The organism is Streptomyces sp. MUM 2J (genome assembly GCF_022414535.1).
Lineage (GTDB): Bacteria > Actinomycetota > Actinomycetes > Streptomycetales > Streptomycetaceae > Streptomyces.
Genome location: NZ_JADWYM010000013.1, coordinates 14,194 through 33,250 on the forward strand (window position 1 = coordinate 14,194; position 19,057 = coordinate 33,250).

18 protein-coding genes and 1 pseudogene are annotated in these 19,057 nt (G+C 72.7%); 9 read left to right on the forward strand and 10 right to left on the reverse strand.

What is annotated here, in order from left to right; translation table 11 throughout:
• Positions 1-5: 5 nt before the first annotated feature.
• The 5 genes from I3F54_RS13870 (at position 6) to I3F54_RS13890 (ending at position 4,217) form a co-directional block, all read left to right on the forward strand.
• Entirely contained in the window at positions 6-1,655 is a 1,650-nt protein-coding gene (locus tag I3F54_RS13870; RefSeq protein ID WP_240119035.1) for an acyl-CoA carboxylase subunit beta, read from the forward strand.
• Complete coding sequence (locus tag I3F54_RS13875) at positions 1,652-1,891, forward strand: acyl-CoA carboxylase epsilon subunit (protein ID WP_240119036.1); 240 nt, start codon at positions 1,652-1,654, stop codon at positions 1,889-1,891. The genes I3F54_RS13870 and I3F54_RS13875 overlap by 4 nt, the downstream gene beginning before the upstream one ends.
• 228 nt (positions 1,892-2,119) lie before the next feature.
• A complete protein-coding gene (locus tag I3F54_RS13880; RefSeq protein ID WP_240119037.1) occupies positions 2,120-2,692 on the forward strand; it encodes a nuclear transport factor 2 family protein in 573 nt (190 codons plus the stop codon).
• Between the two features lie 29 nt (positions 2,693-2,721).
• On the forward strand, positions 2,722-3,120 hold the full coding sequence (locus I3F54_RS13885; RefSeq protein WP_240119038.1) for an acyl carrier protein: 399 nt from the start codon (positions 2,722-2,724) through the stop codon (positions 3,118-3,120).
• An 80-nt stretch (positions 3,121-3,200) separates the two neighbouring features.
• Positions 3,201-4,217 carry an NAD(P)-dependent oxidoreductase gene (locus I3F54_RS13890; RefSeq protein WP_240119039.1) on the forward strand — a complete coding sequence of 339 codons (1,017 nt, stop codon included), beginning with the start codon at positions 3,201-3,203 and terminating at the stop codon, positions 4,215-4,217.
• Positions 4,218-4,403: 186 nt separating this feature from the next.
• On the opposite strand, the gene I3F54_RS13895 is transcribed toward I3F54_RS13890, so the two are convergent.
• The 6 genes from I3F54_RS13895 to I3F54_RS13920 all read right to left on the reverse strand — a co-directional run bounded on the left by I3F54_RS13895 (position 4,404) and on the right by I3F54_RS13920 (position 9,675).
• Positions 4,404-5,564 carry a serine hydrolase domain-containing protein gene (locus tag I3F54_RS13895; protein WP_240119040.1) on the reverse strand — a complete coding sequence of 387 codons (1,161 nt, stop codon included), beginning with the start codon at positions 5,562-5,564 and terminating at the stop codon, positions 4,404-4,406.
• 74 nt (positions 5,565-5,638) lie between these two features.
• Complete coding sequence (locus tag I3F54_RS13900; protein WP_240119041.1) at positions 5,639-6,097, reverse strand: organic hydroperoxide resistance protein; 459 nt, start codon at positions 6,095-6,097, stop codon at positions 5,639-5,641.
• Positions 6,098-6,520: 423 nt separating this feature from the next.
• Entirely contained in the window at positions 6,521-6,955 is a 435-nt protein-coding gene (locus tag I3F54_RS13905) for a MarR family winged helix-turn-helix transcriptional regulator (protein ID WP_240119141.1), read from the reverse strand.
• A gap of 146 nt (positions 6,956-7,101) precedes the next feature.
• Positions 7,102-7,860, reverse strand: a complete 759-nt coding sequence (locus I3F54_RS13910; RefSeq protein WP_240119042.1) for an energy-coupling factor ABC transporter ATP-binding protein — start codon at positions 7,858-7,860, stop codon at positions 7,102-7,104.
• Positions 7,848-8,609, reverse strand: coding sequence for a cobalt ECF transporter T component CbiQ (cbiQ, locus tag I3F54_RS13915; protein WP_240119043.1), 762 nt, complete (start codon positions 8,607-8,609; stop codon positions 7,848-7,850). The genes I3F54_RS13910 and cbiQ overlap by 13 nt, the downstream gene beginning before the upstream one ends.
• Position 8,610: 1 nt before the next feature.
• A complete protein-coding gene (locus I3F54_RS13920) occupies positions 8,611-9,675 on the reverse strand; it encodes an energy-coupling factor ABC transporter permease (protein ID WP_240119044.1) in 1,065 nt (354 codons plus the stop codon).
• Between the two features lie 166 nt (positions 9,676-9,841).
• On the opposite strand from I3F54_RS13920, the gene I3F54_RS13925 reads away from it, so the two are divergent.
• Positions 9,842-10,171: an SsgA family sporulation/cell division regulator gene (locus I3F54_RS13925; RefSeq protein WP_240119045.1), complete on the forward strand. Its 330-nt coding sequence runs from the start codon at positions 9,842-9,844 to the stop codon at positions 10,169-10,171.
• Between the two features lie 157 nt (positions 10,172-10,328).
• On the opposite strand, the gene I3F54_RS13930 is transcribed toward I3F54_RS13925, so the two are convergent.
• The 4 genes and pseudogenes from I3F54_RS13930 to I3F54_RS13945 form a co-directional block, all read right to left on the reverse strand.
• A complete protein-coding gene (locus tag I3F54_RS13930; RefSeq protein ID WP_240119046.1) occupies positions 10,329-11,996 on the reverse strand; it encodes a penicillin-binding transpeptidase domain-containing protein in 1,668 nt (555 codons plus the stop codon).
• Between the two features lie 114 nt (positions 11,997-12,110).
• Entirely contained in the window at positions 12,111-13,736 is a 1,626-nt protein-coding gene (locus I3F54_RS13935) for a penicillin-binding transpeptidase domain-containing protein (protein ID WP_240119047.1), read from the reverse strand.
• Positions 13,737-13,895: 159 nt separating this feature from the next.
• Positions 13,896-14,084 (reverse strand): annotated as a pseudogene (locus I3F54_RS13940) (hypothetical protein); the annotation flags it as partial.
• Positions 14,085-14,599: 515 nt separating this feature from the next.
• Positions 14,600-16,342: a dolichyl-phosphate-mannose--protein mannosyltransferase gene (locus tag I3F54_RS13945; RefSeq protein WP_240119048.1), complete on the reverse strand. Its 1,743-nt coding sequence runs from the start codon at positions 16,340-16,342 to the stop codon at positions 14,600-14,602.
• A gap of 96 nt (positions 16,343-16,438) precedes the next feature.
• On the opposite strand from I3F54_RS13945, the gene rsmI reads away from it, so the two are divergent.
• The 3 genes from rsmI (at position 16,439) to I3F54_RS13960 (ending at position 19,000) form a co-directional block, all read left to right on the forward strand.
• Complete coding sequence (gene rsmI / locus I3F54_RS13950) at positions 16,439-17,287, forward strand: 16S rRNA (cytidine(1402)-2'-O)-methyltransferase (RefSeq protein ID WP_240119049.1); 849 nt, start codon at positions 16,439-16,441, stop codon at positions 17,285-17,287.
• Between the two features lie 370 nt (positions 17,288-17,657).
• On the forward strand, positions 17,658-18,083 hold the full coding sequence (locus I3F54_RS13955; protein ID WP_240119050.1) for a hypothetical protein: 426 nt from the start codon (positions 17,658-17,660) through the stop codon (positions 18,081-18,083).
• Between the two features lie 47 nt (positions 18,084-18,130).
• Positions 18,131-19,000: a TatD family hydrolase gene (locus I3F54_RS13960; RefSeq protein ID WP_240119051.1), complete on the forward strand. Its 870-nt coding sequence runs from the start codon at positions 18,131-18,133 to the stop codon at positions 18,998-19,000.
• The last annotated feature ends 57 nt before the right edge of the window (positions 19,001-19,057 follow it).

The window sequence follows — 19,057 nt, forward strand, 5'->3', positions numbered from 1 at the left end:
CACTCATGTCGACCGACCAGAAGGCCGGTACAGCCGAGCAGACCGGGAGCACGGCCGCGCCGGCCGTCGACCGGCCGAGTCTGCACGACCGCGAGCACCGCGGCCAGTGGAGCGCCGCAGAGCGGCTGGAGGAACTCGGCCTGATCAAGGAGGCCGCTCGGCACGGCGACCCGCTGGCCACCGAGCGCCAGCACGCCAAGGGCAAACTGACCGCGCACGAGCGGATAGAACTGCTGTTGGACGAAGGGTCCTTCACCGAGGTCGAGATGTTGCGCCGGCACCGGGCGACCGGCTTCGGACTGGAGAAGAAGCGTCCCTACACCGATGGCGTGATCACCGGCTGGGGCACCGTCCACGGCCGGACCGTCTTCGTGTACGCGCACGACTTCCGCATCTTCGGCGGAGCCCTCGGCGAGGCCCACGCCCAGAAGATCCACAAGATCATGGACATGGCCATGGCGGCGGGTGCGCCCCTGGTGTCCCTCAACGACGGAGCGGGCGCACGCATCCAGGAGGGTGTGTCCGCCCTGGCCGGCTACGGCGGCATCTTCCAGCGCAACACCCGGGCCTCGGGCGTCATCCCGCAGATCAGCGTCATGCTCGGACCCTGCGCCGGCGGCGCCGCCTACTCCCCGGCACTCACCGACTTCGTCTTCATGGTCCGGGACATCGCGCAGATGTTCATCACCGGTCCCGACGTGGTCAAGGCGGTGACGGGCGAGGAGATCACCCAGAACGACCTCGGGGGCGCCGACGTCCACGCCACCACCTCGGGCGTCGCCCACTTCGCCTACGACGACGTCCGCACCTGCCTGGAGGACGTGCGCCACCTGATCTCCCTGCTGCCGTCCAACAACCGCGACCTGCCGCCGCGCGCCCCCGCCGACGACCCGGCCGACCGGCGTACCGACCGGCTGCTGGAACTCGTCCCCGAGGACCCCAGCCGCGTCTACGACATCCGCGCCGTCATCGAGGAGGTCGTCGACGACGGCGACTACTTCGAGGTCCACCCGGGCTGGGCGACCAACGTCGTGTGCGCCCTGTCCCGACTCGACGGCGAGGTCGTCGGCATCGTCGCCAACCAGCCCTCCTCCTACGCCGGGGTCCTCGACATCGACGCCAGCGAGAAGGCGGCGCGCTTCGTGCAGTTCTGTGACGCCTTCAACATCCCGCTGGTCACCCTGATCGACGTACCCGGCTTCCTGCCCGGCGTGGACCAGGAGCACAACGGCATCATCCGGCGCGGCGCCAAGCTGCTGTACGCGTACTGCAACGCCACCGTTCCGCGCGTCTCCCTGGTGCTGCGCAAGGCCTACGGCGGCGCCTACATCGTCATGGACTCGCGTTCCATCGGCACCGACATGGCGCTGGCCTGGCCCTCCAACGAGATCGCCGTCATGGGCGCCGAGGGTGCGGCGAACGTCATCTTCCGCCGCGAGATCGCCGCTGCCGACGACCCCGACGCCACCCGCGCACAGAAGATCAAGGAGTACCAGGCGGAGCTGATGCACCCCTACTACGCGGCCGAACGCGGCCTGATCGACGACGTGATCGATCCGCGGGACACCCGCCAGGCGCTGGTCCGCGCGCTGGCGATGCTGCGCAGCAAGCAGGCCGACCTGCCGTGCCGCAAGCACGGCAACCCGCCGCAGTGAGCGCGACGGACGGCGCGGACGACGCCCTGGTCATCCAGGTCGTGAAGGGCCGGGCCGGCCCCGCCGAGATCGCCGCGCTGACCAGTGTGCTGCTCGCCCGCGCCGCCGCCCTCGCCGCGGTGGGCCCCGGCCTGCAGGACCGGCCGCCGCCCACCGCCGCATGGCGCCGCCCGGAACGCAACCAGCCCCACCGCGACCCCCGCGGCTGGCGCGTCGCAGGCAGCCGCGCGGCATAGGACCGCGGGGACGGCCGTGCGGGCGCCCGGAGCCTGCGCTCCGCGGGCGCCCGGCGACGCCCGCACGGCCTGCACGGCCCCCGGCCGACACAGCCCCACCTGCCCGCACGGCCGGCACTCCCGGAGTGCCGGCACAGCCTGCACGGCCCGGGCGGCCCGCACGGCCGGCGCACGCCGCACGGCCCCAACGGCCCGCACCGGCCGGCCAGGAAACGGAGTGTCCTTCCCATGACCACCACACCGTCCCTCGAAGCCCCCGACACCATCACCGTCCCGCGGGCCGAACTCGACGCCCTCCAGGCGCAGCTGCGCACCCTGGTCGACCGGGCGGAGATCACCGACCTGATCGACCGGTACGTCACGCTGCTCGACACGCAGGACGACCACGGCTACGACGACACCTGGCCGCGCTCGGTCTTCACCGACGACTGCCGGCTGGAGTTCCCCGTCGGCACCGTGGAGGGCCGCCACACGGCCGCGGCCTTCCACTTCGACCGCAAGTCGCGGTTCGCCCGCACCCACCACCTGGCGTCCAACTACGGCATCCAGGTCGACGGCGACACCGCCCGCGTCCGCGTCCACCTCTTCGCCTCCCACGTCCACCACGGCGACGGACCCGACCCCGGCGGCCGGTTCGACATCGGCGGCGTCGCCGAGGGCGAGGCGGTGCGCACCCCCGCCGGCTGGCTGCTGCGCCGCTGGCGGTTCCACCTGATGTGGTCGGACGGCGCGGGCCCGCGCCCGGGGCCCGATCCGCGTGCCCTGCGCAGCACCCAGCCCCGCCCCCGGCCCCGCTCCTGACCGCGCACGTTCGACGAAGGGATGAGATCGTGTCAGGAACACCGTCCACACCCGATCTGGGCCGGCTGCGCGAAGCCGAAGGCGACGACCGCGTGCGGGTCCTCGAAGCGTTCCTGAGCCGCGGGCTGTCGACCTACCTCGACATCCCGCCGGCCCACCGCATCCACCGCACCCGGCCGCTGTACACGCAGGGCATCGACTCCCTGTCCGCGCTGGCCTTCCAGCGCCGGCTGGAAGCCGCCCTGCAGGTCCCGGTCCCCAGCCACCTGCTGCTCCGTGAGCAGTCCCTGAGCGAACTGGCCGCCACACTCGCGGAGTTGATCGCCGGGACGCCCAGGACGCAGCCGTCCTCGGTGGCCCCCGCCCCCGCTCCCGAGGCCCCCGCCACCGGTCACCGGGCCGCCTTGCCCAGCGGGGCGCTGATGTAGCAGAGTGGCGCAGCGGCGGACCGCGACCGTCCCCGCCGCTGCCCCGACCCTCTCTCCCGACGCCCGGTGGAAGGCTGCCGTTGAGCCGCGAACGCATCCTGGTGACCGGTGGCACCGGCTTCATCGGCGCCCACGTCCTGCCCCTGCTCCAGGCACCGGCGCCGCACGGCCCCCGGCCCGCGGTACGCCTGCTCACCCACCGGCGTCCCGGCCCCGAACTGCTCGCGGCGGACGGGGAGACGGTGCGCGGCGACCTCGCCGACCCGGCCACGCTGCACGGCGTGTGCGAGGGCGTCACCACCGTCCTGCACCTGGCGGCCCGCGTGGGCGGCACGGAGGACGAGTGCCGTGCCGTCAACGAGGAGGGAACCCACGCCCTGCTCGCCGAGGCAGCCCGGGCCGGAGTCCGGCGCGTGGTCCAGCTCGGCACCGCCGCCGTCTACGGCGACGGCCCGCACCGCTGCGAACCCGAGGGCGGACCCGCCGAGGCGCCGGTCTCGGCCACCAGCGCCACCCGGCTCGCCGGCGAGCGGCTGGTGCTCTCGGCCGGCGGGACGGTCGTGCGGCCCTACCTCGTCTACGGCGAGGGCGACCGGTGGGTCGTCCCCTCCCTCGCCCTGCTGCTCGGCCAGGTGCCGCACTGGGTGGACGGCGCCACCGCCCGCGTCTCGCTCATCTCGGCGCCCGTCCTGGCCGCCGTCCTCGCCGAACTGGCCCTGGAGCCCGGGGAACGCGGAGCGCCCGCACGGCTCGGGGAGTCCCTGCCCGGCGGAGCGGCGGGCGCGTCCCCCGGTCGCGTCCTGCACGCCGCGCACCCCGAACCCGTCGCCGTCCGCGAACTGGTCACCACCGTCTGCCGTGCACTCTCCCTGCCGCTGCCCGACGGCGACATCCCCCTGTCCGCCGCCCGGGCCCGGCTGACCGCCTCCGCCGCCCGGCGTCCTCTCGAACTCCTCGCCCACGACCACTGGTACGACAGCAGCCGCCTGTGGTCCACCGTGACGACGCGCCCCGGACCCGCGTTCACCGCCGACTTCCCCGCCTGCGCACCGTGGTACCGGAAGGCGCTGGCGGAGCCGGGATCCGCGGGTCGGTGACGGCACGCTGCGCGCGGCGTGCAGCGCGGCGCGGGGGAGCGAGAGAGCGCGGAGGGGGCGAAGGCGCGCACCGGGTCGTGTGTGGAGAGGTTCCCGGGGGCGCGGCGCCGGGCGTACTCGGGCTTTCGGCCGGTGCGGCGGGAGTGCGTGCCGGGCGCCGCGACGGGGCGAAGGCCGCCTGTCGCCCTAGGCGCCCAGCCCCTGCCGCACCGCCCGCACCAGGGCCTGCGCCCTCGGATCCACCGTCACCGACGTGCGGAAGCCGTTGGTCACGTAGCCGAACGCGATGCCGCTGTCGGGGTCCGCGAAGCCGAGGGCACCGCCCCGGCCCGGGTGGCCGAAGGAACGCGGGCCCAGCAACGGGGAGGTGCTGCCGTGCAGCATCCAGCCCGGACCGAACCGTGTGGTGACGAGCAGGACGCGGTCCGCGCCCGCCGACTGCTCGGTACGTGCCAGTCTCCCCGTCTCCGGGGTGAACAGCCGCCGCCCCCCGTCGACGTCGCCGATGAGCGACGCGTAGACGCGGGCCAGGCCGTCGGCCGTCGCGATCCCGTTGGACGCGGGCAGGGCGGCGGCCCGGTAGGCGGGGTCGTTCTCGTCGGGCAGCGGCGTGATGGCGGCGAAGGCGCGGCGCGTGAGGGATCGAGGGTCGGCGTGGGCCTCGGCGACCGCCCGCTTGGGCCGGGTCCTCAGTCCGCCGGCCTCGGGCGCCGGGACTGCGCCGACGCGTCCCACGCGCGTCTGCGCATCCCGGGGGAGGCCGAGCCAGAAGTCGGCACCGGCCGGGTCGGCGATCTCGCCGGCGACGAACTCCCCGACCGGGCGCCCGGTGACCCGCCGCACCAGCTCGCCCGTCAGCCAGCTGTAGGTCTGCGCGTGGTAGCCGTGCGCGGTCCCCGGCTCCCAGACCGGTGCCTGCGCCGCGACGGCCTCCGCACCCAGTACCGGGTCGGCGGCCTCGGCGGGCGTGAGCGGGCGGTCGAGAACCGGTACGCCGGCCCGGTGTGCGAGCAGGTGCCGCACCAGGACCCGCTCCTTGCCGGCCTCCTTGAACCCCGGCCAGTACTCGCCCACCGGGGCGTCCAGGTCCAGCTCCCCGCGCTGGTGCAGCAGCAGGACCGCCGCCGCGGCGACGCCCTTGGTCGCCGAGCGCACGATCTGCGCGGTGCCGCGCTCCCAGGGCGCGCTGCCGTCCACGTCCCTGGTGCCGCCCCACAGGTCGACGACCCGATGCCCGTCCCGGTACACGGCGACAGCCGCGCCCCGGTCCCCGAGCACCTCGAAGTTCCGGACGAAGGCCTCTCTGACCGGCTCGAAGCCCTCGGCCACCGCGCCGTGCACGTCCACGCCCGCACTTCCCTCCGAATCGCCTGCGACTGTGCGGGCAACACCGTAGTCGGGCCTGCGATTCCCCGGCCCCGCTACCCCAGCACGATCGTTACGTCGATGTTGTCGCGGGTGGCGTTCGAGTACGGGCACACCTCGTGCGCCGCGTCCACCAGCTGCCCGGCCGTTTCCCCGTCCAGCACCGGCAGGGAGACGCTGAGCGCCACGGCCAGACCGTAGCCCCGGTGCAGGTTGGGGCCGAGGCCGACCTTCGCGGCCACGGTGGAGCCGGTCAGGTCGTACCCCGCACGGTTGCCGACCAGGATGAGCGCGTTGTGGAAGCAGGAGGCGTAGCCGGCTGCGAACAACTGTTCCGGGTTGGTGCCGTTGCCGTCGCCGCCGAGTTCCGGAGGCATCGCGACCCTCAGGTCGAGCTGCCCGTCGTGGCTGGTGACGTAGCCGTCCCGGCCGCCGTGCGCGGTCGCCTCGGCGACGTACATGATCTTGGTCGGACGGGTGTCGGGACCGGTCTCGGTGGCCGCGCCGTCAGTCATGGTGGGGCTCCCCCGGAAAGAGTGCGCACAAAATCATCGTGCACAAGGTACTGGCCGGTCGGTCAGTTGGACAGCCCAGGGGATGTGACCTCGGGTAACCCGGTCCGGGTGGCTCCGTTCGGTCCGGGCGGCTCCGTTCGGCCGGTCCCGCCTGGCAGGGCGACGGGGTGTGCCGGAGGATGCTGCTGACACCCCGGACACGACACCGCGGCCAGGAGAGACACGGCATGCACAGCAGGCACCACCGGCGCGCACGGCGCACGTTCCGAGGCCGCGTCCAGTGGCTGCTCCTGCTGGCGGCCTCCGTGCTCGCCGGCGCCCTCGGCTCGGCTGCGGCACGTGCCGCAGGGGCTCCCGCGCCGGCCGGGGGCGAGGGGCGCCCGGGGCACTCCTGCGCGCCGGAGACGAAGGGCGCGCGGGTCGTCACGACGCGCTGTGTGCCGTCCCGTCCGCACGCCGCGCGAGACTCCACAACTCCTCGCGCAGCCGCGTGACGTCCTGAGCGCCGAGCCCTGTCGCCGCGAACAGGGCGCCGGGTATGCGCGCCGCGCGCTCCTTGAGTTCCTCCGCGCGCCCCGTGCACGCCACCAGCACCGAGCGTTCGTCGCGCGCCGCGCGCTCCCGGCGCACCAGCCCTGCCGACTCCATCCGTTTCAGCAGCGGCGACACCGTGCCGTAGTCGAGCCGCAGCGCGCCGGCCAGCTCCTTCACCGTGGTCTCGCCGCGCTCCCACAGCACGAGCAGGACGAGGTACTGCGGGTAGGTGACGCCCAGCTCCTCCAGGAGCGGGCGGTAGGCGGCCGTCACCGCACGCTGGGCGGCGTACAGCGCGAAGCACAGCTGGTCGTCCAGCCGCAGCGACCCCGCGCCCGCTCCGGGCCCGCCGGCTCTGGGTACCCGCTCCTCCCCGGCCCTCTCGCGGGTGGCCCACCCGGTCTTCTTCGGGCTCTTGGCCGGGTTCCCGGCCTTCTCCGCCCCCTCGGCTCCCTCTTCCTCCAGTTGCGTCACGCGCCCATTGTCACGGAGCGCGGGTCGAAGCCGAAGGGCAGCTCCAGACGGTGGGCCCGCATGAGCGCGTCGTCGGCGAGCAGATCGGCGGTCGTCCCGTCCGCCGCGATCACGCCGTCGCTGAGGATCAGCGAGCGCGGGCACAGTTCCAGGGCATAGGGCAGGTCGTGGGTGACCATCAGCACGGTGACGTTCAGGGACCGCAGGATGTCGGCGAGTTCCCGGCGGGAGGCCGGGTCGAGGTTGGAGGAGGGCTCGTCCAGGACGAGGATCTCCGGCTCCATCGCCAGGACCGTCGCCACCGCCACGCGGCGGCGCTGCCCGAAGGACAGATGGTGCGGCGGGCGGTCCTTGAACGCCGCCATGCCGACCTGCGCCAGAGCCCGGTCCACGCGCTTCTCCAGCTCCGGCCCCCTCAGTCCGGCGGCGGCCGGCCCGAACGCGACGTCCTCGCGGACCGTCGGCATGAACAGCTGGTCGTCGGGGTCCTGGAAGACGATGCCGACCTTGCGCCGGATCTCCGCCATGTTCCGCCTGTTCACGGGCAGCCCGGCCACCGTCACCGTCCCCGTGCCGCCGGAGAGGATCCCGTTGAGGTGCAGGACGAGGGTCGTCTTGCCGGCGCCGTTCGGGCCGAGCAGCGCGACCCGCTCGCCGCGCCCGATGCCGAAGTCCACGCCGAACAGCGCCTGGTGCCCGTCGGGGTAGGCGAAGGCCAGACCGGCCACTTCCAGAGAAGGTGTCACAGGAACCATCCCAGCAGACAGACGATCAGTGCCGCGAACGGCAGGGCGAACGCGTACGACCACTGCGTGCGCGTGGCGGTCACCTCGTCGATCACCGGCATCGTGCCGGCGTATCCACGGCTGACCATGGCCAGGTGCACGCGCTCCCCGCGCTCGTAGGAGCGGATGAACAGAGCACCGGCGGACTTCGCGAGCACGCCCCAGTGGCGCACGCCGCGTGCCTCGAAGCCGCGCGACTCGCGTGCGATCCGCATGCGCCGCATCTCGTCGGTGATGACGTCGCCGTAGCGGATCATGAAGGACGCGATCTGCACGAGCAGGGGCGGCAGCTTCAGCCGCTGCAGCCCGAGCAGCAGCTCGCGCAACTCGGTGGTGGAGGCCAGCAGAACGGAGGCGGCGACACCGAGGGTGCCCTTGGCCAGCACGTTCCAGGCTCCCCACAGGCCGTTGACGCTCAGCGACAGCCCCAGTACGTCCACCCGCTCGCCCTCCGCCACGAACGGCATGAGCACGGCGAACGCGACGAACGGCACCTCGATCAGCAGCCGCTTGAGGAGAAAGCCGGCCGGCACGCGCGCGGAGCGGGCGACGACGCCCAGCAGGACGGCGTACAGGCCGAACGCCCACATCGCCTCCCGCGGCGTGGAGACCACCACGACGACGAAGGCGAACACGGCGGCCAGCTTGGTGTGCGGCGGCAGTGCGTGCACCGGCGTGTGACCGTGCCGGTAGAGCCGGTGCGCGTGCCCGGCGCCCATCTCAGGAGCTCTCCACGGCGGTGGAGGCGGGTGACGTGTGGCGCGTGCGCCGCCTGCGCACGGTCCAGAACACCGCGCTGCCCGCCACCGCCGTCGCGCCCACGCCGATCACACCGGCCAGCCCGCCGGACAGGCGCGCGTCGGCGACGTCCTTCACGCCGTAGCCGGCGAGCGGGGAATCCGCCGCGGCGTGCCCCGCGGCCTTCTGGTCGATGCCGTGGTCGGCGGCGACCTTCTCCAGGCCGTCAGGGCTGGAGGAGGCGTAGAAGCTGACGAACCCGGCGAGCACGAGCGAGGTGACCAGGCCGGTGAGCCACAGCGCACGCCGGGAGGTGCGCGCCGCGGCAGGTGCCGTGCGGGCCCCCGCCGACGCGGGCGTGTCCACGAGTACGCCGTTCACGCGCAGCTTCAGGCGCTGTTGAAGGCCGCGCGCGCCGTGCACGAGATCGGGGCGCACGGCGATCACGGCGCTCACCGTCAGGGCGGTGATCGCGGCCTCGCCGAGGCCGATCAGCACGTGCACGCCGATCATCGCGGTGGCGACCTTGCCGATCGGGACGTCGGTGGTGCCGCCGACCGCGTAGATCAGGGTGAAGGCGACCGCCGCCGCGGGTACCGAGACGAGCGCGGCGGCGAAGGAGGCGACGGAAACGGACCGGCGGGAGCGTGGCAGAACCTTCACCAGCAGGCGGAAGACGGCGTACGAGGCGACCGTCGTCACGATCGCCATGTCGGTGATGTTGACGCCGAGGGCGGTCAGCCCGCCGTCGGCGAAGAGGATGCCCTGCACGAGCAGGACGACCGAGACGCACAGGATGCCGGTGAAGGGGCCGACGAGGATCGCCGCGAGCGCCCCGCCCAGCAGATGTCCGCTGGTTCCGGCGGCCACCGGGAAGTTCAGCATCTGCACCGCGAAGATGAACGCCGCGACCAGTCCGGCCAGGGGCGCCGTTCTTTCGTCCAGTTCCCGCCGTGCGCCGCGCAGGCTCACGGCGATGGCGGAGGCGGCGACCACACCGGTCGCCGCGGAGACGGGGGCGTCGATGAATCCGTCAGGCACATGCACCGTTCGATGATAGTGGCTTAATGCGAACAGGTTGCAAGAGCGAGAGGCTTGTCGCCGCCGTGGGGGATGTCACGGCCCGAGGGGCGCGTTCCGGGAAATGTGCGACATTGGAGAGGTAGCGGATGCACAGCTTCCGCGTAGGCCACTCAGGGTAAGGGGCCGGACGATGTCTGTAGTCGAGCAGTACGCGCGAGCCCACATCGTCACGGACGACTTCGAGGAGGAATCGCCGGCCGTACCGGTGGTTCTCAAATACGACCCCGACGATCCCCGCTCCATCCGGTTCGGTCTCCCCGGCACCCATGAATGGACCGTCGCCCGCACCCTCCTGGAGCAGGGGCTGCGCGCCCCGGTCGGTACCGGCTCCGTCCGGGTGTGGCCCTGCGGCCGCGTCCAGGCCGTCGTCGAGTTCCACTCTTCGCAGGGCGTGTCCGTCGTCCAGTTCGAGTCGAAGGCGCTCCTGGGCTTCCTGCGCCGGACCTATCTGGCCGCCTAGGGTGCCCATCGACCACGCACCCACGGCAGCGCCCGCCCGGCCGGCCGTCCGCTTCCCGGCCCCCGCTACCGGGCCCCTCCGTGTCGGGCCTCCCGGCCCTCCGGGCTCTCGCCCCTTCGCCCGGCCCGCGCACCGGCCGTCGTCCCGCCGGGCCCGCTCAACCGCCCATCCGGAGCAGTGACGCCACGATCGGTCCTGCTGTGTCGCCGCCGTGCCCGCCCGCCTGCACCACGCCGGCTGCGGCGAGATCGCCCCGGTAGGCCGTGAACCACCCGTCGGGCTTCTCCTGCCCGCCGACCTCCGCGGAGCCCGTCTTCGCACCGGAGTCCGGGCCGAGTCCGCGCATGGCCTGGGCGGCCGTGCCGTAGGACGCCGTGAACCGCATCATCTCGCGCAGCTGCGCCACCGTGGAGGCCGACAGCGAGCGCGAGGCGGTGGCCAGCGTGCGGTGGTCGACGTCGGGGGAGACGAGGTAGGGCTGGTGGAAGTGGCCGGACTTCACTGTCGCCGCCACCGACGCCATGTTCAGCGGGTTCATCCGGACCCCGCCCTGCCCGATCAGCGAGGCCGCCATCGGTGCCGCCGACTGCACCGGCACCGAGCCGTCGAACGACGGCACGCCGATCGCCCAGTTGTCCATCGACAGGCCGAACACCTGCTGCGCCTGCCGGGTCAGGTCGCTGTTGCCGAGCTTCGGGGCCTGGCTGATGAAGGCGGTGTTGCAGGAACGCGCGAAGCTCGCCTTGAGGGTGCCGCCCTTGATCTCGAAGTTGTCGTCGTTGTGGAACTTCCAGCCGCCGTAGGTGAACGTCTTCGGGCACGGGTGCTGCTTGTCGGCCGACCCCAGACCCTTCTCGATCAGCATCGACGACGTGATGATCTTCATGGTGGAGCCGGGCGCGAGCATCCCCTGGAACCCGACGTTGAAACCGTGGCCGCTGTTCGCCACCGCGAGGATCTCCCCCGTCGACGGGCGGACCATCACCACCGACGCCTTCGACCACTTCGCGACCTGCTGCTCTGCGGCCGCCTGGTAGACCGGGCTCAGCGTGGTCCGCACCGTGCCCGGCGTGCCCTTGCTCAGCTCCAGGAGCGTCTTGTCGGAGAGCTTCCTCGCCTTCGCGTCCTTGCCCCGGACCACCCGCAGTTCGACACCGGCCGTGCCGCCGGCCTTCTCGCCGTACTTCTCGCGCAGCCCGTCCAGGACGGTGCCCAGGGACGGGTACTCGGCGGCCGTGATCTCGCCGCCGTGGCGGTCCAGCGCCTTCACCGGCGGGGTGCCGGACTCGCCGGTGACGAGGGTGTCGCCGTCCCGCAGATCCGGGTGGACCACGGCGGCGTGCCAGTCGACGACCGGCTCGCCGTCACCGGTGCGCCGGACGACGGTCAGCGCGCTGGTGTAGGAGAGCGGCTTGGTGACGCCGCCGTAGCTCACCGTGCCCTTGACCGAGAACGGCACCTTGCCGCCCGTGGGCGTGCCCGCGGTGAACGTCGCCTTCTCGATGTGGGCGTCCTTGACGAACCCCGTCAGCAGGGCGGTGGCGGCCTGCGGATCGTCGGTCGCGGACGCCGCCTGCGGAAGACGGCCCTGCTGCCAGGCGGTCAGGAACGTCTGCGCGGCCGAGGTGACCTCCGCCGCGGACAGCGGGCCGGTTCCCACGGCCTTCGCATGGCCGGCAGCGGCGGTGGGCGTACGGTCGTCGGCCGCGGCACCGCCGCCGTACAGCGCGTACGCGCCGGCGCCGCCGACCACCACCGCGAGCACGCCGCCCACCACGGCCGGCTTGGTTCTGCGTCGCTGGTCGACGCGTCTTCTCTTGCCCACTGCCACCGTTCCTTCGCAATCCCCAGGGCTCCGTGCCCCCGCGCCCTCGCGCCCTTGTCGTTCTCACGCACCCCAACGACGGCGACCAGCCTAGGTCCCGTCCTCGGGGGGACGTCAGCCTGCGGCCCGCAGCACGGCCGCGACGACCGGACCGGCCGCATCGCTGCCGTGGCCACCGTGCTGGACCATGGCCGCGGCGGCGACGCCGTCGCGGTAGCCGGTGAACCAGCTGTCGGTCCGCGCCGCTCCGTCGACCTCGGCCGAACCGGTCTTCGCGCCGATCCTCCCGCCCAGTCCGGACATGGCGCCGGCCGCGGTGCCGCTGGTCGCGGTGCGGTGCATCATGCCGCGCAGCTGCTGCGCGGTGTTCGACGACAGTCCGCGCGCCTGCGCCAGCTCCCGGCCGTCGAGGCTCTGCGGCACGATCACGGGCTGGTGGAACGCGCCCGTCATCGCGGTCGCCGTCACCGACGCCATGTTGAGCGGGCTCATCTGCACCTGTCCCTGGCCGATCAGAGCGGCGGCCTTGTCGGGGCCGCTGACGGCCGGGACCTTGCCGTCGAAGGAGGCGATCCCGGTCTGCCAGTTGTTGCGGCCGAGGCCGAAGCGGTCGGTGGCCTCCCGGGTGAGCGAGTCGTCGTCCAGGTCGTCCACGTACTTGATGAAGGCCGTGTTGCAGGAGCGGGCGAAGCTCTGCGACAGTGTCGCGCCCTCGTCCGTCATCTCCCGGTAGTTGCGGAAGGTCTGCCCCTCCCACAGAGCGTTCTCGGTGCAGGGTGCGGGCCCGTTCGCACTGGTCAGCCCCTTGTCGATGAGCGTGGCCGCACTGATGATCTTCATGGTGGAGCCGGGGGCCACCGTCCCCGAGAACGCGGCGTTGAAGCCGTCCTCGCGATGGTTGGCGACCGCCAGCACCTCACCGGTGCTCGCCTTGACGGCCACCACCGACGACTGGGGGTACTTCTGCACCGCCCGCTCGGCCGCCGCCTGCACGGACGCGCTCAGCGTCGTGCGCAGCTCGCCGGCCCTGCCCTCGGCGAGGGTGAGCACCGTGGTGTCGGCGGCGTCCGGGTCCGAGTGGCGGATCGTCAGCTCGACGCCGGGCGTCCCGCCGGCGGAGTCGCCGTACTTCGCACGCAACTGGTCCAGGACCGAGCCGAGCGAGGGGTACTTGTCCTTCGTCAGCACCGTGCCGTCGCGGTCCACGGCCCTGATCGGCGGCGCGGCCGAGGCGCCGGTCACCAGTGTGTCGCCCATGCTCTTCAGGTCCGGGTGCACCACGGACGGCCGCCAGTCCACCAGCGGCCGCCCGGTGGTGACCCCGCGGACGACGTGCAGGCTGCTGGAGTAGGCGAGCGGCTTGGACTTCCCCTCGTACGACACCGTCGCCTTCACGGTGAACGGCACCGTGGAGCCGTTCACCGCCCCCGGTGTGATCGTCACATCCTTGATGTGGGCGCTGCCGCCGTACGACGTCAGCAGTGGCTCCGCCATGGCAGCGTTGTCCGTGTACGACGCCGCCCTGGCCGCCTGCCCCTTCTCCCATGCCGTGAAGAAGGCCTTCGTGGTCTCCTTCACCTCGTCGGCGCTCGGCGGCCCGGTCCTCACCGGCGCGGGGCCGCTCGCCCCGCTGCCGCCTTCGTTGAGCGCGGACACGAAGTTGTACGCCCCGTACCCGGCACCGCCCACCATCGCGGTGAACACCGTGCCGACTATCGCGGCCTTCGCTCCCTTGCGCATGACGCGCTTCCTCCCCGTTTTCCCCGTCGGTCGTCTCCCCCGTGGGCCGCGGTCCCCCGCCGGCCGGTCCCTTCGCACTGTAGGTGGCGGGCGGGGGACCTGTGAGGAAGGTTGCCCCATGGTGTCCGAATGGAGATCAGGACAACGCCCCAAAGCGGGTCAGACCCAGGTGTCGAGCCACATCCGCGACCGGAACCGGTCGAGGGGGTTCGGCATGAGGTGCGTGTGGGTCCGGAGGGTGAATCCCGGGTCGGCGTGACCGAGGTGGGAACTCAGGGCCCGGATGCTCTCACCGGCGTCCGGCGTCCGGCGTCCGGCGTCCGGCAGCACGGACGCGATGACGTGCCGCTCTGGTATTCCGGATGGAGATCACGGCGTTCGGGCCCATGAGCTTTTCCAACCTCGTTCAAGTGGTGGAGCGTTGGGCTGACAGCGCAGTGAAGCCCCCCCCGGCGCACGCGAACATGAACGAGCCCGTCTGCCCGCTCAGGAAGCTCCTGATCGGTCGGCTTGCCAACGGTGTACGACAGGCCGGTGACCGATCTGAGGTAGCGGTCATCCCTGCGGGCAGGCGGTACGGACCTCGGATCCGCGGCGGCGCAGCGGGCGTGATCCCTGCTTCCGCAGGCAGTAGGACTGGCCAGCAGAACGGCTGTGAGCAGCATGGTCGTGCGCCGCATCGCCCCCCGGGATCTGTTGGTGATGAACCTCGTCGTGTACGTGTCGAGGAACCGTCCGGGCGGTGTGGTGGGTGCGATGGCCTTGGGCACCGGTGCAGTCGCACGTCCCGGCGAGGTCGGTAACGACCAACACCGACGCGAGGGCGCGGCAGCCTGCCGCGCCCTCGCGGGGTGCCTGTCCAGCTAGACCCAGGTGTCCAGCCACATGCGGGACCGCCACTGGTCGATGGGGATCGCGGTGCCGGTGTACAGGGGCCAGAAGTAGACGAAGTTCCAGGCGATCAGCAGCACCAGCATGCCTGCGCCCGCCGCGCCCGCCACGCGTCGTGTGTCGCTCGTCCCCGGTGGGCCGACGATCGCGCCGATCATCATCGCCACCGCCAGGCACAGGAACGGCACGAAGACCACCGCGTAGAAGAGGAAGATCGTCCGGTCCTGGTAGAGGAACCAGGGAAGGTATCCGGCCGCCACGCCGCAGGCGATCGCGCCCGCCCGCCAGTCGCGGCGGAAGGCCCAGCGCCACAGCACGTACAGGAGCGCGAAGCACGCCGCCCACCACAGCAGCGGCGTGCCGATGGCGAGGACCTCTCGCGCGCACTTCTCGCCGGCGTCCACCGGGCAGCCGTCCTTGCCGGGCGCGGGCGACTCGTAGAAGTACGACACCGGCCGGCCCAGCACGATCCAGCTCCACGGGTTCGACTGGTACGTGTGCGGGGAGTGCAGGTTGACGTGGAACTCGTACACCTCGTGCTCGTAGTGCCACAGGCTGCGCCACCAGTCCGGGAACAGCCACGACCAGCCGCTGTGCCTGCCGTCGGTGACGGCCCAGTTCCGGTAGTACCCGCCGCTGCCGTCGGTCGGGGACAGGATCCAGCCGATCCAGGACGTGATGTAGGTGACGATCGCGACGGGCACCGTGGCCACGAACGCGATGCCCAGGTCGTGCCGGGCGACGGCCGTGTACGGATGGCGGGCGCCGGCGACCTTGCGGGCACCCACGTCCCACACCACCGCCATCACGGCGAACGCCGCGAGGATGTACAGGCCGTTCCACTTGGTGCCGATGGCCAGGCCCAGCATCAGGCCCGCCGCCCAGCGCCACGGCCGCCAGCCCAGGAACACCGTGTCGGCCACCTGCGCGTCCGGGCGCACCCTGCCGTCCTCGTCCACGGGCAGCGCGGCGGCCAGCCGTTCTCGCGCCCGGTCCCGGTCCACCAGCAGGCAGCCGAACGCGGCCAGCACGAAGAACATCAGCACCCCGTCGAGCAAGGAGGTGCGGCTCATCACGAAGTGCAGGCCGTCGACCGCCATCAGCGCCCCGGCCATGCAGCCGAGGAAGGTGGAGCGGAACAGGCGGCGCCCGATGCGGCACAGCAGCAGCACGGACAGCGTGCCGAGCAGCGCGGTCATGAACCGCCAGCCGAACGGGTTGAACCCGAACATCAGCTCGCCCAGTCCGATGACGTACTTGCCGACCGGCGGATGCACCACGTACGCCGCGTCCGACGGCAGCGTGACGTGGCCCCCCGAGTCGAGGATGAGCTTGTTGACGTCCTTGTCCCAGTTGACCTCGAAGCCGTGGTGGACGATGGCCCAGGCGTCCTTGGCGTAGTACGTCTCGTCGAATATCACCGCGTGCGGGCTGCCCAGGTTCCAGAACCGCAGCACGCCCGCCAGGAGCGTCACCAGCAGTGGGCCACCCCAGCCGGACCAGCGTGCGACACGGCCGGCGATCCCCGGCGGGATGCTCAGCACCTGCCACAGCCGTGCGCCGGGCGCGGCGTACGGCGGGACGAGCCGGGCGCGCACATCGCCGACGGGCTGTGCGGAATAGCCGAAACGACGCAGCCGCCGCTGCCACGTCGGCTGCGCGTCGTGGGGTGCCTGGCCCTGCCGGGTGTCCATGGAGGACGCGGTACTGGTCACCGCGCCATCGTAGGGAACCCGTCTGTGGGAGTCCCGTGCCCCGGCGGTAAGGGTCCGGATGCGGCTGGTTTGGGACGGCCCTGGGAGGATGGGGGGGTGACTGGAACCCTTGTTTTGGCGGGCACCCCCATCGGCGACGTCCAGGACGCACCGCCCCGGCTCTCCGAGGAACTGGCCGGCGCGGACGTGATCGCCGCCGAGGACACGCGGCGGCTGCGGCGGCTGACCCAGGCGCTGGGCGTGACGCCCCGGGGGCGCGTGGTGTCGTACTTCGAGGGCAACGAGTCCGCCCGCACCCCGGAACTGGTCGAGGAACTCCTCGGCGGCGCGCGTGTGCTGCTCGTCACCGACGCCGGAATGCCGTCGGTGTCCGACCCCGGCTACCGGCTCGTGGCCGCGGCGGTCGGGAAGGACGTCCGCGTCACGGCCGTGCCCGGACCGTCCGCCGTGCTCACCGCGCTCGCCCTGTCCGGACTGCCCGTCGACCGGTTCTGCTTCGAGGGGTTCCTGCCGCGCAAGGCGGGTGAGCGGCTGTCCCGGCTCAGGGAGGTCGCCAAGGAGCGCCGCACCCTCGTCTACTTCGAGGCACCGCACCGCCTCGACGACACACTCGCCGCGATGGCCGCGGTCTTCGGCGGCGAGCGGCGCGCCGCCGTGTGCCGGGAGCTCACCAAGACCTACGAGGAGGTGCGCCGCGGCCCGCTGGACGAGCTGGCCGTGTGGGCTGCGGCGGGCGTGCGCGGGGAGATCACCGTCGTGGTGGAGGGTGCGCCGGCGCACGGCCCGGAGGAGATCGGCGCCGAGGAGCTCGTGCGGCGCGTGAGGGTGCGCGAGGAGGCGGGCGAGCGCCGCAAGGAGGCCATCGCGGCCGTGGCCGTGGAGGCGGGCGTACCGAAGCGGGAGGTGTTCGACGCGGTGGTGGCGGCGAAGCAGGCGGGGGCGTGAACGCGGGGCGGACCAGCGGGGCGTGAGGGCGGGAGCCGTACGCCCGGGCTGGGGGGCGTGCGGCGGGGGTGTGGGCGCCGGGCGTGCGGCGCAGAGATCGCGCCGAGGGGTGCACGCCGCAGCGCAGGCGCCGCCAGGAGCGCGGAACCGCCTCTGAGCAGGACGCATCTCGGCTGAGCGGGCGCCCCATCGGTGAGCAAAAAGCGGCCGGAAAAGGCAAAGCGGTTCCGGCCGCCGGCACCCTTTTGGCAAGGAATGCCCAAATCGGCTCCAACACTCGACAGACCGCGTGCATTCACGCCGGTCCGAGGCATCCACTGGATGACGGGACGCATGTGTCCCTCGTCCCAGCGGACAAACAGGAGCTGGCATGAGTGAGAGCGCAGGACAGACCGGCCTGAGGGCCGGTGCCACCGCCGTCGTCCACGAGTCGTATTCCTTCGCCTGCATGCGCTGCGGGCACGGCTGGGAGCAGTCGTACGCGATAGAGCACCACACGGACGCCGAGGGCCACCAGTACGTGATCTACGTCGCGGACGACCGGATCGTGCCGTCGCCGCTCCGGCGGCCGCTCTGCCAGAACTGCGACAACCACGTCGTGCGCATCATGCGGGCCGGGCGAGTGGCGTCGGTGCGCGGCGCACAGGGACACCTGCGCAGGCCGGCGCCCCAGGCCGGGCCGGTCGAGGCGCCCGTCGCGGCCTCGGAGCTGCCCGTGGCGGAGTCGCAGTCGGCGGAGGGCCACCACTGGCACCTCTCCGATCTCCTGCACGTCTTCCAGCGCAAGGCGGGCTGAGGGCTCGCCGCCCCGGCCGGGCATGCCCCTTCCGTAGGATCGGGGGCATGCCTTCCCACGCCGAAGCCCCGCCCCTGCCGGAACCCCTCCGGGTGCCGGTCGCCGACTCCCACACCCACCTCGACATGCAGTCCGGCACGGTGGAGGAGGCATTGGCCAAGGCCGCGTCCGTGGGCGTGACGACCGTCGTCCAGGTCGGCTGCGACGTCCGGGGCTCGCAGTGGGCCGCACGGACGGCCGCGCAGCACGACGCCGTCCACGCGGCCGTCGCCCTGCATCCCAACGAGGCCCCCCGCATCGTCCACGGCGACCCCGACGGCTGGTCGCGGCAGGGCGCCCGGGAGCCGGGCGGCGACGCGGCGCTCGACGAGGCGTTCGCCGAGATCGACCGCCTGGCCGCACTGCCCCAGGTCAAGGGCGTCGGCGAGACCGGGCTGGACTACTTCCGCACCGGCGAGGAGGGCAAGGCCGCGCAGGAACGGTCCTTCCGCGCCCACATCGAGATCGCCAAGCGGCATGGCAAGGCCCTGGTCATCCACGACCGCGAGGCCCACACCGACGTCCTGCGCATCCTCAAGGAGGAGGGCGCGCCCGACCGCACGGTGTTCCACTGCTACTCGGGCGATGCGGACATGGCCGAGGTCTGTGCCCGCGCCGGCTACTACATGTCCTTCGCCGGCAACGTCACCTTCAAGAACGCGCAGCACCTGCGCGACGCGCTCGCGGTGGCGCCGCGGGAGCTGGTCCTCGTGGAGACCGACGCGCCGTTCCTGACACCGGCGCCCTACCGGGGGCGGCCCAACGCCCCGTACCTCGTCCCGGTCACGGTGCGCGCCATGGCCGCCGTCCGCGGCATCGGTGAGGACGCTCTGGCCGAGGCCCTCGCCGCCAACACCGCCCGCGCCTTCGGCTACTGAGAGCCGGCTCCCGCCGCCCGCCCGGCGGTCCACACGCCGCCCCGCCTCCCGGCGGCG

Excerpts from the sequence above, each read along its gene's own strand:
- I3F54_RS13870 (WP_240119035.1), top strand. The coding sequence starts at position 6 with ATGTCGACCGACCAGAAGGCCGGTACAGCCGAGCAGACCGGGAGCACG.
- I3F54_RS13880 (WP_240119037.1), top strand. The coding sequence starts at position 2,120 with ATGACCACCACACCGTCCCTCGAAGCCCCCGACACCATCACCGTCCCG.
- I3F54_RS13900 (WP_240119041.1), bottom strand. The coding sequence starts at position 6,097 with ATGACTGACGGCGCGGCCACCGAGACCGGTCCCGACACCCGTCCGACC.
- I3F54_RS13910 (WP_240119042.1), bottom strand. The coding sequence starts at position 7,860 with ATGGTTCCTGTGACACCTTCTCTGGAAGTGGCCGGTCTGGCCTTCGCC.
- cbiQ (WP_240119043.1), bottom strand. The coding sequence starts at position 8,609 with ATGGGCGCCGGGCACGCGCACCGGCTCTACCGGCACGGTCACACGCCG.
- I3F54_RS13925 (WP_240119045.1), top strand. The coding sequence starts at position 9,842 with ATGTCTGTAGTCGAGCAGTACGCGCGAGCCCACATCGTCACGGACGAC.
- I3F54_RS13935 (WP_240119047.1), bottom strand. The coding sequence starts at position 13,736 with ATGCGCAAGGGAGCGAAGGCCGCGATAGTCGGCACGGTGTTCACCGCG.
- I3F54_RS13955 (WP_240119050.1), top strand. The coding sequence starts at position 17,658 with ATGAGTGAGAGCGCAGGACAGACCGGCCTGAGGGCCGGTGCCACCGCC.
- I3F54_RS13960 (WP_240119051.1), top strand. The coding sequence starts at position 18,131 with ATGCCTTCCCACGCCGAAGCCCCGCCCCTGCCGGAACCCCTCCGGGTG.